The sequence below is a fragment of the Paenibacillus xylanexedens genome, assembly GCF_007676705.1.
GTDB classification, from domain to species: domain Bacteria; phylum Bacillota; class Bacilli; order Paenibacillales; family Paenibacillaceae; genus Paenibacillus; species Paenibacillus xylanexedens_C.
Genome location: NZ_VEBF01000002.1, coordinates 1,584,152 through 1,598,954 on the forward strand (window position 1 = coordinate 1,584,152; position 14,803 = coordinate 1,598,954).

The window sequence follows — 14,803 nt, forward strand, 5'->3', positions numbered from 1 at the left end:
CGAATTCACTGTTCTCCTGAACAAAAAAAGCTCCTGCCAGCAAAGCGGCAGGAGCGTACATCACAGGGATTCAATATAACCATCGCATGCTTCCATAACATCCCTGGTATACATCCCCTCAGATATTATTAATTCGGGACTTAGGTTCTACCCCAGATCGGCAATACGCTGTCCAATACGTGGAAACAGCCCAAAAGCATTCTCGTAGAACACTTTATCATGATGCTGCTCCGGTACAAGCCGGCGGACGAATTCGGCGTACAGATCGATGGGCGCAAGCGGCCAGTCAGTGCCAAACAGCATTTTCTCGTAATGATCCGAATAGACCAAGGCCCGGCGGAAATGATCCATGAACAAAGGCTCGTTCATGAACCGTTCAAAATGAGGCCGATCCCCCACCACAAGACCAGACAAATCCGCATACACGTTAGGATTCTTCGCCACCACTTCAGCTGCATCCATCACCCAGGGATCACCCAAATGACAGATCATGAAGTTCACACCGCGTTGCTGCAAGGCTAATTCATCCACCGTCAGTGGATGCGAGTACTTAAGCAACCCGTTCATGGAGTACGTGTCTCCTGTATGAATCACGACAGGCAAGTTATACTTGGCTGCGAGTTCATAGACCGGAGTATAGATTTTGTCATACACATAGTGATGATAGTATCCGGCATAGAGTTTAATTCCGGCTACCTCCGGGGATTGCAGTCTTGCTTCAATCCGGTCAAGCTCGTCCTGAGCGTGTTTACCGTCTAGCGCATTAGGATTGATGCCCACGCATTCCATGAGGAATGATGGAACCTTCTCTTCCAAATCAAGTCCCATCGGATTAGGGGAACTGGAATCCGGGAACGCTCCCTTCGTCTGCTCCGTAACCCCCATTCCAATGCCAAGAATGACGTCGTTCTTATCAAACTCCGCTTTAAGACCAGCGGCAGAGTAATCCACTTTAGACAGATCGATTGCTGTTCGGTGAAAGCTGTCGATGTCCGACAGATGAATGTGAATATCAATGATCGGCATGTGAAGCCTCCTTTTCATCGGTAGAAGTTGCAAAATTCAGTTTGAGAAGGTCATGCACATCCGCTGAACTCAGCGGGATTGGTCCCAGAACCAGATATGTCGGCTCCGTCCAGACCGTTTCCCCCTGATGGATTGTCAGATGATGATTCACGGTCAGACCTGTCACCTGATTATTGGCAAACCCCCATGCACTCTGATTCGGGTAACGATGGACCGCATGCAGCATGTTCTCACGTGAAACCGATCCTACTCGCAAAAGGTCTTCAAGTGGCAGGCCCACATCCACTTTGCCCAGCGGGAATCGATCTTTACCCGGTTGCTCTATCCAACCTTCCGCAAATACAGATGAAGGCTGGAGGAAACGTTCCTCCGCAAGCGAGTAATTCGTCAACGTCAGGCCGCTCTCGTTTGTCACGGCAAGCAGCGTGCATAGCACAGGAACACCCGGCAGCATCAGATAATGCTGGTGGACCGTGATTCCCCGATTCGCTTCATGCTTCTCAATCCGGGTGGTCAGTTTCACACCCTTCCAGACGTTACCGTATTGATCCTTCTGCTCTGTCCAGGAAGCGGCTCTCTGTTCCAACTGACGGCTGAAACCATTCATGCCCGGAATCCCGATACCCAGTCCGCCGTACCACGGATTCCACCACGAGCGTGGAGCCGGTTCAGGGTACGAGCTATCCAGCCATTCTTCTCCTGCGTACTTCAGAGAGTGTACTACACTCCCGAATTCAGGAGCAACGGAGATCGACAATACTCCATTGTCTACGGTGTACACTGGTCCAGACGAACCTTCTTCAATCTTCTGCTTCACCTCTGTTCCGCTCTGCGGGAACCAAAGGGCCGTTCGCTCCTGAACCCGATCTTCGCCCCGGTATAGCCCACGAACTTTCCAACCACTCACGTGTTGGTCAAGGCGGTCCGCTTCGTCTGGTGAAAATGTCAGCTTGGCGGAGTTTAGATTCTGCTCCGGATTGAATTCCTTCACATTTGCCATAACCTCCGGTTCTCCACCCTGCTGTACATACAGCTCCAGCTTGCCCGCAAGCGGAACCAGTTTATGCTCAGTCAACGCTGCTTGCAGCACATCCGGGGCAAATGGATTCCCCTCACTCAGTGTCAGATCCAGATGACTGTCCAGCAACGGAATAATTGGGTTACGCTGTTTCCGGGCAAACGCACGGAAATCCGACCATTTGGCAAACGTGTTCAGGGCAAACACCGTTTCCTTGGTTCGTGCTACAGCCCCTGCCTCCAAACGTCCAAGCTCATGCTGCAACCCCAGCGTGTATTCCGGACGAAGCAGCTTCAGAGAAGGGTCCCAATAGATGCCGCACGCACCATACTCTTCCTTGCAAAACAGCCAGTTTTCCGTAATCTGCGCACTGTCCCAATGGTTCGGATCACCTGCATAATCATCGCCCATATCCACAAAACGGTCTTGGTACGGAAGAATTAGCCCATTTCCGTAGAAACCGAAGTTATTCATCAGAAACAGGTCTTCTTCCCAGGCGGTGTCTCGTGTATTCTCAACCTCGTGGTGGAATTCGGCGATTCCATTCGCAGACAGCTTGACCACGGACTTGATCTGCAAGCCAGGGAAATCCTCCGAGTCATACAGTGCTTCAAGAACCTGACGTTCCCCTTCGGGATAGATCTTCACTTCTTTTGCTTGTTTCTTGGATAACTCTTCGGCAAACGGCTTACCCAGCTTCGGATAAGTCCACCAGAACGAATGACGGGAGCCCGGGTATTCAATCCACATGATGTTATCCTGCTTGCTCATATGAAGGGAAAACGCGCCATTGACAGACACCCATTGATCCTCAATCTGCCCGCCATATCTCCCTTCGATTCCCTTCATCAGTACAGAAATTTTGCTTGTAAAAGAAATCGCATGGTTCCCCACTGGGACAGCCGTCACTTCTACTTCTTCGGAATAGAGACCATATGAACGCAAGGTGAAAGGCACTGGCACAGACACTTTGCCTTTGGCAGGTACCGTAAAGCGCACCGAACGCTCCACCCATTCAAGGAATTCATCCTCAGGCAGGTCCAAGCTGAACTCCGTTTCTGCATCCACATTATTTTCCACGTTCAGAACCAACTCCGCCGGAATGCCTGGATAGAGCTCCTTCACCGGCAAGACGGTCTTGATCTTGGCCGGGAATTTCGGGGCGATACCCAACCTGAACTCCGCTTTCTTACCGCCGATCAACCAGGTGCTGGCAACCACGGGATGGGTCTTATTGTTATTCTGTTCCTCTGTAATCGGATCAAGGTGAAACTCACTTTCCACGATGATGGTTTCTCCCGGAGCGACTGCTCGTGCAACGTCCAGCGCAAATCGAATGTTTTTGTTATCTTCACCCTTGATCTCGACTGCCAATTCGGACGCAGAAGTGTTTTTAATACGATAGCGAACCTTATAGCTGGAACCGAATACCAGATCATGATCATCGACTTCTGTAGAGATTTCGTAATCCGGTGTTTCGAGGGCAGTCAGCCCGCGACCCGACTTTTCAAATTCAGCCCGCAGGGAGATATCTCCCTTTTTCCACGTGTAGTCAAAGAAATCAAAACCACGCTCCCGTCGGCCATCCGGCTCGATCACGAGTTCACGCGTGCTGTCTGCATACCAATCCAACTCCTCAAAATAAGGAGCAAGTGCTTCGGTCTGCAAGATCGTGGGGATGAAATTCATCAGATGCACATGTTCATCTTTTTTCTCCCAGAAGAATCCACATTTCTTGTACATCGGTACAGCCTTTGTATTGCCTGCCCACGTGAACAGATCCAGGCGGGGCCATCCGGCCTCTACGGTCTTGCGCACAGCATTCAGGATCAGATTACGTCCCACCTTGTAACCGTGATAGTCAGGGCGTACGTTAAGCAAAGGTACATATAGCGCTCTCTCGTCATAGCGGTAATGAGCAAAACTGCAGAAGCCAACCACCTCTTTCTCATGAACAGCTAGAAATGCATGAAGATTGGACGAATTCTCTATCTCCCGGCGAACCGTTTCCTCTGTTCTAAGGTTGGTGCCACCTCCCCAGCTTTCATTACTACGGTTCCACATATCCGCGAGTGCGGCAGCGTAAGAGGGATCGTATTCAATAATATGAATTTGTTCGATAATCGAAGTTACGGTCATGTGCTGATCTCCTTCTCTTTATGTATAGGATGGTGAAGAAGCTAGTGATAGTCTTATCATACTATATTTGGAAACATTTTCAGAGAGTTATATCCTTGCTTCGGTACGAAGTTCTGTATTAGCCATCCGTTGAATCCATGTCAAACCTTATGTACAGGTAAACATATTGCCTCAGTGTGTCCTGAAATGGAGATACATGTGAACTTTGACAAGCTCTATTGGCTATTGTTACTCTTTGTACAGGAGTGTTTCTTTTATATATAAAAAAGATAGATTCATGGAGGGAAAGCATGACAGAATGGATCACGCAATTTATACTCTTTTTTAAAGATTTGTCATACGCAGGTCTGGTCATTGCCTTGTCGTTTGAATTTGTACCCGCTGAACTTGTGCTGCCCATGGCAGGATACTGGGTGTATCTTGGAGATATGAAGCTTTGGCTGGCGATTCTGGCTGGTACCGTAGGTGGAACGTTTGGGCCTCTGACGTTGTATGCCCTGGGACGATACGGCGGCAGACCGATGGTTGAAAAATACGGAAAGTATTTCTTGATTCGCCCCCACCATCTGGACGCTTCCGATAAGTTCTTCGAGAAATATGGCAGCGGGGTAGCTTTCTATGGACGTTTTGTACCCGGCATTCGGACCGTGATCTCCATCCCATGTGGTATGGCGAAGATGAATGTGTTTAAATTCAGTATCTTTACATTCTTGGCCATGCTTCCGATCACCTCATTGTACATCTACTTAGGCTTCAAATTGGGCTCTCAATGGGAGCACGTGGATGAGATTGTTAAGCCTTATATCATTCCGGCAGCGGTGATTTTCTTAGGCGCTTTTGGATTGTACGTGCTTTTGAAACGTTGGAAAAGAAGAGTGGCTTTAAACAAGTCATAGACTTGCTGAGGAAATGCAGACTGTATAGTAGAGTAGCTGGTATATGATGAAAAAAAGTCCTTACTCTACATGACCTGTGGTTATGATTTGTTAAGATTCTAGTGATAGATGATATACCGTACTAATCTACTCGTATATTCATATGCAAAGCCCCACCGATCATGGCGATCAGTGGGGCTTTATCGTTTCAATTGATTTCTAAATCAGTTCCTGCCTTCTTTTCAAATACACATACAACACTACTCCCGATGCCGCACAGATCACAGCACATAAACCGATGAATCCATATCCCGCCTGAAGTCCGCGCAGCAGTCCCAACTGAGTCGTTGAACCGTACAAATTCTTCACGCCCTCAATCACCCAGCCAATCACATAGTTACCAATGACACTACCAACCCCCATCAGGGTAACCGTGAATGTAATCGCGGTGTCACTGCCGTTCGGATATCTGCGTGCGATAAACGCCATTACTGTTGGATAGATCATCGCTATTCCCGCGCCAGATATTGCAAAGAAAATCGCAAGACGCTCTCCCCCTGCAAGCGCTACGAACGTACATACTCCCGAGAACGCCGAGAACAGAATCAGTGACAATACAAATCCGATCCGGTCCGTCAATGGTCCAAGCAGCAGGCGTCCCAGCGAGAACGTGAGGAAGAACGCAGATAACAGCCCGGATGCTTTGACCGTGTCCCACGTGTAGGCTTTTTCCAGGAAATTAACCAGCCAACCCCCAACCGCCAGCTCCGATACCACGCCAAAAGAAAGAATAAGCACCATCAGCCATAGGGCTGGATCACGTGTTAACGTCTTCAGTGATGTCCGATCTTCATGCGGAAGATCGTCCCCCGGGAATTTGCTTCGTAGCGCCGCAATGATCGGCAGCAGACAGAGTGACAACATGACCAGATACATGCCGCGCCAGTCCAGTTCGTGTCCAAACACCTTCAAGGACATGACACCCGTCGCCAGCAAAGGTGCTACCGTTGAGCTCAGTCCATAGAAGAAATGGGACAGGTTCATCATCGTACCTGTGTTTTTCACAAAAATCCGCGCACCCAGAATCGCCAAAGCAATCTCCAGCATGCCGTTACCGATGTACATGAAGAAGTACGATGAAGCAAAAAGTGGATAGGTATGAGACACATAAATGAACACACCCGAGAGGATCATCGATGCAAATGATATGATGCTAACCGCCCGGATGCCCCATTTACGAACCAGAATAGCTGTGAACGAGCAGGCGATCAGGTACCCCAGTGCATTCAGGGACAATAACGTCCCAAGCTGTTTCTCATCCAGATTGAAGTCGAATTGAATGCGCGGAATGGCTGGTCCCTTAATATTTTCCGATATGCCAAATACGATAAATCCAAGAAAGATCGTTGCCAGCTGCATCGCGTACAGCTTGTTAAACTTTCGTTTGTTCCCTTGTGTACCTGCTTGCTCATTCAAAATAAGTTCCTCCATTGTGTCTATATAAGTTGAAACAAGGGTCATAAACTGGACTCTCCAATGACAGAATAACCTTCCAATCGCTGTTATCCCCAGATTTTTTGAATTCCCTTCTCCAAAGGGAAAATCCGGTGATAAGCGTATGCTTCCGATGTAGCTTTCTTTCAGAAAGCTTTTAGGCGACCGCTTTGCTTTTTTAGGTTTTTTCTGTCCTCTCCGTCCTGTTTAATCGATTAGTTCATTTTATATAAAAGGATTGTTAGCTTACTGATCTGTTGAGAGATCCTTTTGATCATTGTTCATTTACCACTGCTTCTCAATCACCTGGATTCGATAGGTCAGGCTCTCCAGCGTCACCGCGACCAGCCCAGTCACATATTCGTGTCGGGTGTCTCTCTGGATAATCAACTCAGGCATATGCTCCAGTGGAATCATTCGATCCAGACAACCTTGCGTCAGACCATCCCGCATGGCCGGGTCCATCGTATCCCCTGTAACCACAATCGTCGCCGGGTTAATGATCGCAATAATGGATGCCAGCGTCTGTACCACCAGTTCCTGCAACCCTTCAGTCGTTTTCAACATCCGCAGCTGCTCTTCTCGTGACACGCCAAAAGGTAAGAAGGACACCTCACCTCCAAATTGCGTATTCCCCGTCAGCGGACGACCATCAATGATAAAGCCCGCACCCGGAAAATGGTTCTCGGGAAATGTCACGACTGCGAAATTCTTCTCTTCTTCAAATTGCTGCTGGTTATATAGTCCGTACACCGTCAGATTCATGTCATTGCCAATGACCACTTCCACGTCATCATATTGCTCCTTGAGCCTTAGCCCTAAAGGTTGACCCGCCAGTTCGGGTACGTCACAAATGCCAATAACACCGTTGTGTGCTACACCAGGTATACCGATACCAATCGCCTGCACATTGTGGTGTTGTTCGATCAGGTTTGCAATTAGATCCTCTACCACCGGGACATTGATCTCATCCAAAATGAGTGTCTGTTCGTCCGCCATCTCTCCGTTCAGATTGGCATATGTATGTGTGATCGAGTGAATGCCGCCCTCCGTTCGAATAATCAGGCACAGTACACTGGCGTAGTCCGCATTGAATTGATATCGACTCGCCGGTCTTCCCCCACTCGATTCATCCGGGCCCAGATCAATAATCTCACCAGTTTGGAGTAATTCGTTAAGGATCGTGCCGCATGTCGCTACGCTGAGTTTTGTTAGGTTTGCAATGGAAGCCTTGGTGCCTACGCCCATTGATCGGAGCGTATTCTTCACAAGTTCAACGTTAATGCGCTTCACCTGTTGGGTGTTGTGTGATGTGGGTAACATAGTTAGTTGTATGCCTCCTTTCGTTCATTATGAACCATTCAACGAATGTTTTTAAAAGTATTTTAATAATTGAAGTGTAGGGGGATTTGGAAGGAAAGTCAATGCTAAATTGGGAGTGGGAAACGTTCGGATGGAAACGCAAAAGACAGTGCAAGATCATCTTGTATGATCCTGCACTGTCTTTTAGTGAAGGTGACTTTATGTAGACTGGCTCATTTGATTTGCCAAGATGCTCTTCTCCAGTCGGACTTTAAATAACTTTCGGTTCAGATCCTGTTCCATGGCGTGAAGGTGATATGCTGCTTGTTTCACTGTATCCATGTGCAACACACCTGCCCGCCTCGCGATAATGTCCATGGCGTCCAGAATGAGTTTGTTACATGTGACCAGTTGGTTAACGTAATCATCTTCCTGTTGGACTAGTTGTGCGTACTGCGAAGAGAGTTCTTCGCTGTTGGTACTTGTCATGTCACCACCCCTAAAATTGGTACGCATAAGGGTACCGGATATACAAAAAGTATATGGTACGCTCATGCGTAACGTAAAGACCATATGGAAAATTTAGGAGTGATACTCATGGCTAAGAAAGTCGTTGTCAATATTCATAAACTCACGGAAAAACATAATATCTCGCTGCGCGAACTGGCAAGATTGTCTGATATCCGACACGCTGCGTTAAGTGAGTTGCAGTCTGGGAAACGTGAGAATATCAACTTTGCTCATATTGAGCGGATTGCAGAAGCATTGGATATTGATGATATTAGAGAAATTATTGAGATTCGGGATATTTAAAATATCTTATCATTACATTTTCTTTTGGATGGTAAACGAAAAATTCCTTCTCAATTTTCTTCACATCGTTTTCTTTAGCTAGTATATGTCTTTCATTATCGTACATGAACAGAAAATAAAGCCTCTCTAATTCTTCAATGATTCTATCATTAGTAATCTTTTCGATCTTATATTGTTGTTTAATAGGTTTCTTAAAATAACGAAGAATAGAAAGCCACATTTTCAGAACGATAAAATTATAAAAAATAAGAGACATTAAAATTGCGACAGTCATCAAGTAGTTCTGATTGATATAATTAGGTATTATTTGTTTAACTGAATCTAAATAAACATATGGAATTACTAACATAACCAAATAGGACGTAAGTATGATATTAGTTAAATATCGGTTCCCTACACCTCTGAATATTTGATTTTAACCAGAAATATAACAATGTCAGAAAGCAGAAAATGGACAAACCCAACCAAAACAAAATAAAAAATATATTTGAGATAATGTGTATATCAAATAGAAATATAATTAACATAATTGCCATCATCATAATAGATGAAAGAAAGATTGTACTTTGAAAACGATCCCACAGGTTAATTACTCTTAAATCTAACAGCTCATCTATCAAGGTTCTGCTCTCTGATTTAATAAACCATTTTACAATATAATAAATAATGTGATAAGCGGAACTATACCAACTATGGTTGGTATGCCTTTATCAACAAAATTGTTCATTCCTGTTGCCCTCCACGCGATAATTTAAATAAACTAAGATGATTATTTCAACTTCACCTGAATATATCTTTCCTTTAAATACTTAATCATTCGATCTTCTGTAACAAGACAACTGATTTCGTCCCGTTTATGCTTGCCAAGCTTAGAAAGCCAGTTATGTGATCCGAGGAAGAGATAACAATCATCAACCAATAAAATCTTGGAATGAATTGGAGGGATATAATTAAGGGATTCTCCCATCACGTCTTTAAGAGCGGAAACGGATTTGATATTTTCATCATTATTCCCATAAGAGTTATCTCGTTTCACAATTCCAGGGATATTGTTAAGGTCAATTCCTTTTCCACCTTGAAATCCAAAACCAATTCTTACTTCCACTTGTCTGTTCATCGCAGCTTGAACTAAACTCACAAATTCTTCATTGACTATATACGACATAATCCACGGTGAAAAAATAACAACTGACTTAGTAGCGTGACGTAAAGCTTCAAGCAACAATAAGTAATGATCTCTCGGATTGAGAATAAGACGTTCAGGCAAGTGCTCACGAATGTACATCGTAAACGGATCAAGCACCTCTTTAGAATCTTCTGAAGCATCGACATATAGACTAAAAGCCAGCGCATCCATATCTTCGGCAACCGTATGATACTTCTCCTCGAGTGGACTTATACATGCTCCGTTTTCTCTGATAATATCTAACACATGCTTAAGGTTGTTCTGTTTGAGCTCAGAAATGACTTCAAGATTACCTACTAACACAAATTGTTCTTTGGCCCGAGACAGTGCAACATTAAGCAAATTAGTTCTCCCACCGACAAATGAAGCAATTCCCGCTTGCTTGGAATGATCAATAACCGAGCTGAAAATAATAATCTTTTTTTCCTGTCCCTGAAACGCATGAACTGTTCCTATATCTACATCAGTAATTTCTCTCTGCAACTTATCTTTTTGCTTCGAAAAAGGTGTAATAATGCCTATATCCTTCTTGATGTCTAACCCAAATTGCTGTACATAAGTCTCAACCAACCTCTGACAGACATTAACTTCCGACATATTAATATGTGTCCTGTTGTTCTTTAAGCCCCTTACATCTACCGCAACTAGATTTTTGCCGAACAGTTTCTCGTGGTTATCCTGACTAACAATAGTCAGAATTCCCCCATATACATGTTGATTAGAAAATTGCATAATGCTTTTTTCGCATCTGCGATGTTCCGTAAGGATTAATCCTTTTCTCGTGCCACGATGATCCCACTCATAAATATCTGAATTTCGATCAATGTAACTCTGTGCACTATTACGCTGTACACATACTTCCTCATGATATTTCTCTGGAACTGCTGGTATTTCTTCAATTACGTTGGTTTTCAGAATCCTCACTGGTTCTAATTGTTCAATATCGCCTACAATCACAGCTCTTTGAGATCGATATAGAGGACTGCTTAAATAATGCGGCATAATTTGACCTGCCTCATCCACAAGTAGTGTATCTATTAATCCAGGTAACAATTGAAACGTTCTTTCACCAAATGAATGTAGCGTTGACGTAACCACCGGAAAACACAAAAACACCGTATTCCATAGTGCCTTGATCCCTTTGCTGAATTCCCTGTCCCTCTTATTTCCTTCATTATAAAATGGTTGAAACCACGTCGTTGGACAGACCATTTTAAGATTGTGCAAAACTTCTTCCGCATGTAACTTCACGTACTGCTCAGTTACTTTCAACGAGTACTGAAAGAGTTCGTGTCTTTTCTCCAGAACAACTCGATCCGATGCAAAATCAAACATGCTATATTTTGAAACATCCTGAAATCCCCATTGAATAGCAAACTCTCGCTCCAACGACAAAAATTCATCCAGTTTTCCTATGAACTCACCAAGAAGCTGGATCTTTTGTTTACATATTAGTCGTTGTTGCTCCAGTTCTTGTAATTCCCCCTTCAGGACTAAGATCTCTGCTGTCTGGTAATCTTGCTCTGATTGTTTGAGACGTAATGTTGTTCTTAGCTCCTCTTCTTCTTTCTCATTCTTCTTAATTAATTGGTCCTCAATATAACTCTCGGAAACATGCTCTTTGAGAAACGCTCTACGTTTAGGTAAAAACCATCTTAGCCAAGCATTCTTGTTCCATGATCGAAACTTTTCCAACGTCTGATATCCTTCTTTAATCCATGTAACATGTTCAGTTAGGTCCGACTCTGTAGCTTCAATCTGAACGTTCAAGTCTCTAATTGTATGGTTTCGTTCATGAACCGTCTTTCTTAAATTATCCATAGTATTGACAAGATCGTTTAATTTTCCATTTGTAGTTTCTATGTCCATGATATATACAGACAGTTCACTCTCTGGGTCATTTAATACTCTGCCCTGATCTGCAAAATAACGATTTAATTCCTCTTTAGCCGCGCCCCACTTCTCAATATGTTTATGTAGGTGTTCCAATTCTTGATACGCTGCGATAAAATGCTCTTTTGCAGTCACATCCATTGTCCAAGCTTCAGCCGCTTCTAACCCTTCAACGAAATCGGGAATAAATTCTTTCATGAATGCCGTCTTATTCGTGGTGTTGCCTAACCTTGCACAAAAGAAGCCTTTTGTTTCTTCGTCATCCGTTTTCTTTTTAACAAACTCTTCAAAGTAGGACACTTCCTTAAGCAACTCTAGTCCAATATTATCTACAGCTTTATTATTGGTACTTGTGAGCACCATAGAGAATGTTCTATCATCTATCTCAAATGGAATCCGATATAGCTCTTTACTTCTCTCTTTGAACTTCTCCCATGGCTTTTCCCACAGATCTGTCAGCGTTTTTGCCTTCATCACCATATTATTTGCAAATATTTCTTTAAGTAATGTACTTTTCCCAGTCCCCGGTGGTCCGTTCACTGATAACAAAGTGTGGTTATTAGCAGCCTCAATAATATGCCACTGTTTCTCGTTAATTGAATAGGTCTTCGTGTAACTACCGCGATGGAAATATCGACCTGTTTTTTCTTTAAGGTATGCTGTGGTGCTCTGTCCACCAGTTAAATATGTATTAAGAAGTTCAGGCAGTGGAGATTCGTTTGTTGTAAGTTCAAGAATACGTTCTATTTCTTTTTGGAAGATCGGTCTGATCATTTCCTCCAACATCTCAAATGTAATAAAGGCTTGATTGAGCATCTGCCAACCTTCATAACTTTTAAAGTCTCTTAGGTTTTTATAATATCTTTCGTATAGCTCATCATTTAAAATCTTAATAATTTCATGTATGTCTTGTTGTTGATTGTACGTATTTGCGTCCATTAACTCCATTAAATTTTCTTTCTCGATTTCCTCTACCTCAAATGCAGAACTGTTTGTCAATTTTGCAACAATAATCCCCAAGCTTTCACGATTAATATAAAATTGATCTACCTTTAATTTCTGTTCTTCTATACGTCCAATAAACGTGATTAAGGGTTTGGTTGAAGTCTCTTTGTATGTCGCCTTTTTCAAAAGTGGATAACAAATCGTTATAGAGCTATCTAACAAGTTAGAAATAAAATTTTCCGTATTTGTCCTGTTATCCTTATATTTAAAAGGGACGCCTGACAGAAACTCCTCTACGGGCTTCGTACCAGAAACAGCAAGTTCAATCTCACTGTTCAGCTCATCTTCTGTATATGTTCCTTTATTCAAATGATCTTTAATATCAGGGTAAGATGATATTTTTTTAAATATATCTCCCTTCCGTTTATCCTGAACAATTTGCTCCATTCGGTCAGAATCATTGAGAATCTCACTGCTGAATAGTTCTCCTTCTACTTGGCTCAATGAGTTTCCCATCAGCGCTGTTTTCTTTTCATATTCAACAAAATACCGAAGTACATTCCTACTATCTAACACTTAATCGCCTCCATCAATAACCATATACCTTCATTACCTCACTTATTATATACGATTTGTTAAATATAGGACATAAGACTCTTATCTTTTCTGGATTACATCTAATATATCTATATTACACGTCTTTTTGAGCCTTATATTATCCAAGACAAATACCTAATTAGATGTTACGCATTCATACTCTATAACGTATTTCATCCTTAGTTAATTAAGTAATTAATGAGCGACTATGATACGAGGATTTTAAATGGAAACGTACTCTTGTTATTTTCATGTTTTTTGATAAAGTAACATTCAGGGAAGGAGGATATTAAAATTAGGGATCAATGTATCTCAGTAACACTAAATTAGGAGTGAACAACTTGAATATCAAAAAATTAGTAAGCTTCGTCAGCTTAAGTATTTTATTTATTCTTTTTTTTAATCCAGTACAAGCAGCAGCAAAGCCTTATGTCATTCCTGAAAATGCTTATGTAGGGTTCGAATACTCTATTTTTGTAGATGGAAAGCTGATCGTATTGCGTGAGAAAAGTTATACTATTGACAAGATTAAAAATCCTGATCTGTATGTGCCACTTAAGTTATTAAGTAAGCTGAAAGACGTCAAGATTAATTATAATGCTCCCATCACTGTTAGCTCGGATCATGGTACCTTTAAGATCGACTCAACAAACTCTGTTCTCTACGAAAACAATACATATTTAAGTCTAGCAAATTTCCAGAAACTAACCGGATACGAAGCAAAGAGTGATTTTGAATCACAATCTCTTTTTCTCTGGAGTGGATCTGAAGGAGAAAAAGAATCAAAACGGTTAATGCAACAATTAGACAAAGTCACTTATGATTTGAAATCCTTTATGGGGAAAAAGGTCTATATTTACGAAGGTGAAAAAATCGGCTGGGTAAAGGAACTATCTAACTATTCATCTAGCAGTACTATCGTGAAAGCTGTTATTCAATTAAATAACGGTACCATATATGAAGAACTTATACTCAATGGTACTCCAGATTCCTTTATAGATTATTGGCATTATGAAACAATAGGTTATAACTATACTGGAAAATATTATTGGGCAGACAAAAATTATTTACCATCTTCAAACCCTCTAGGACATTTAGAGAAAGTATACTTCACTTCAGTAAAATTAAAAGGAAAAAACCTGATTATTAAAGCTAAGCGTTCTAGTGGAGCCAATCAGACTTTTAAACTGTCTTTCTATGATGACTATACATCAACAATACAAAATGGATTCTATACAGTTAATCCTAAAACTACTTACCCTGGTTGGTCATCTAACATCTGGAATAAGATAATACAACAGAAAATATCCATTGGAATGAACACACAACAGGCTCGATTATCTTGGGGATCACCAGAAAGGATAAACTCTTATAACAGTAATAACTTAAGAATTGAACAATGGGTGTACGGAAGAACATACCTATACTTCTACAATGGCAAATTAGAATCTTGGACTGATTGATTAATTTAAAAATCTCCATGGTTATTTTCTAATATCTTTGGTCCATGAAGCC

9 protein-coding genes are annotated in these 14,803 nt (G+C 42.5%); 3 read left to right on the plus strand and 6 right to left on the minus strand.

Annotation, left to right across the window (positions count from 1 at the left end):
- Positions 1–147: 147 nt before the first annotated feature.
- Positions 148–1,026, minus strand: a complete 879-nt coding sequence (locus tag FS628_RS17070; protein ID WP_145323737.1) for an amidohydrolase family protein — start codon at positions 1,024–1,026, stop codon at positions 148–150.
- A complete protein-coding gene (locus FS628_RS17075) occupies positions 1,013–4,183 on the minus strand; it encodes a GNAT family N-acetyltransferase (protein ID WP_145323739.1) in 3,171 nt (1,056 codons plus the stop codon). The genes FS628_RS17070 and FS628_RS17075 overlap by 14 nt, the downstream gene beginning before the upstream one ends.
- A 290-nt stretch (positions 4,184–4,473) precedes the next feature.
- On the opposite strand from FS628_RS17075, the gene FS628_RS17080 reads away from it, so the two are divergent.
- On the plus strand, positions 4,474–5,079 hold the full coding sequence (locus FS628_RS17080) for a DedA family protein (RefSeq protein ID WP_145323741.1): 606 nt from the start codon (positions 4,474–4,476) through the stop codon (positions 5,077–5,079).
- A gap of 198 nt (positions 5,080–5,277) precedes the next feature.
- Here the strand turns inward: FS628_RS17080 and FS628_RS17085 are convergent, their stop codons facing one another.
- The 3 genes from FS628_RS17085 to FS628_RS17095 form a co-directional block, all read right to left on the minus strand.
- Complete coding sequence (locus tag FS628_RS17085) at positions 5,278–6,477, minus strand: MFS transporter (protein ID WP_145324220.1); 1,200 nt, start codon at positions 6,475–6,477, stop codon at positions 5,278–5,280.
- Between the two features lie 360 nt (positions 6,478–6,837).
- Positions 6,838–7,875, minus strand: coding sequence for an ROK family protein (locus FS628_RS17090; protein WP_145323742.1), 1,038 nt, complete (start codon positions 7,873–7,875; stop codon positions 6,838–6,840).
- Positions 7,876–8,073: 198 nt separating this feature from the next.
- Entirely contained in the window at positions 8,074–8,343 is a 270-nt protein-coding gene (locus FS628_RS17095; protein ID WP_145323744.1) for a hypothetical protein, read from the minus strand.
- A 108-nt stretch (positions 8,344–8,451) separates the two neighbouring features.
- Between FS628_RS17095 and FS628_RS17100 the strand changes: the two genes are divergently transcribed.
- Positions 8,452–8,667: a helix-turn-helix domain-containing protein gene (locus tag FS628_RS17100; RefSeq protein WP_074096084.1), complete on the plus strand. Its 216-nt coding sequence runs from the start codon at positions 8,452–8,454 to the stop codon at positions 8,665–8,667.
- A 769-nt stretch (positions 8,668–9,436) separates the two neighbouring features.
- On the opposite strand, the gene FS628_RS17105 is transcribed toward FS628_RS17100, so the two are convergent.
- Entirely contained in the window at positions 9,437–13,267 is a 3,831-nt protein-coding gene (locus tag FS628_RS17105) for an AAA domain-containing protein (RefSeq protein WP_145323746.1), read from the minus strand.
- A gap of 353 nt (positions 13,268–13,620) precedes the next feature.
- Here FS628_RS17105 and FS628_RS17110 point away from each other — a divergent pair, with 353 nt between their 5' ends.
- Entirely contained in the window at positions 13,621–14,751 is a 1,131-nt protein-coding gene (locus FS628_RS17110; RefSeq protein WP_145324222.1) for a hypothetical protein, read from the plus strand.
- Positions 14,752–14,803: the final 52 nt, after the last annotated feature.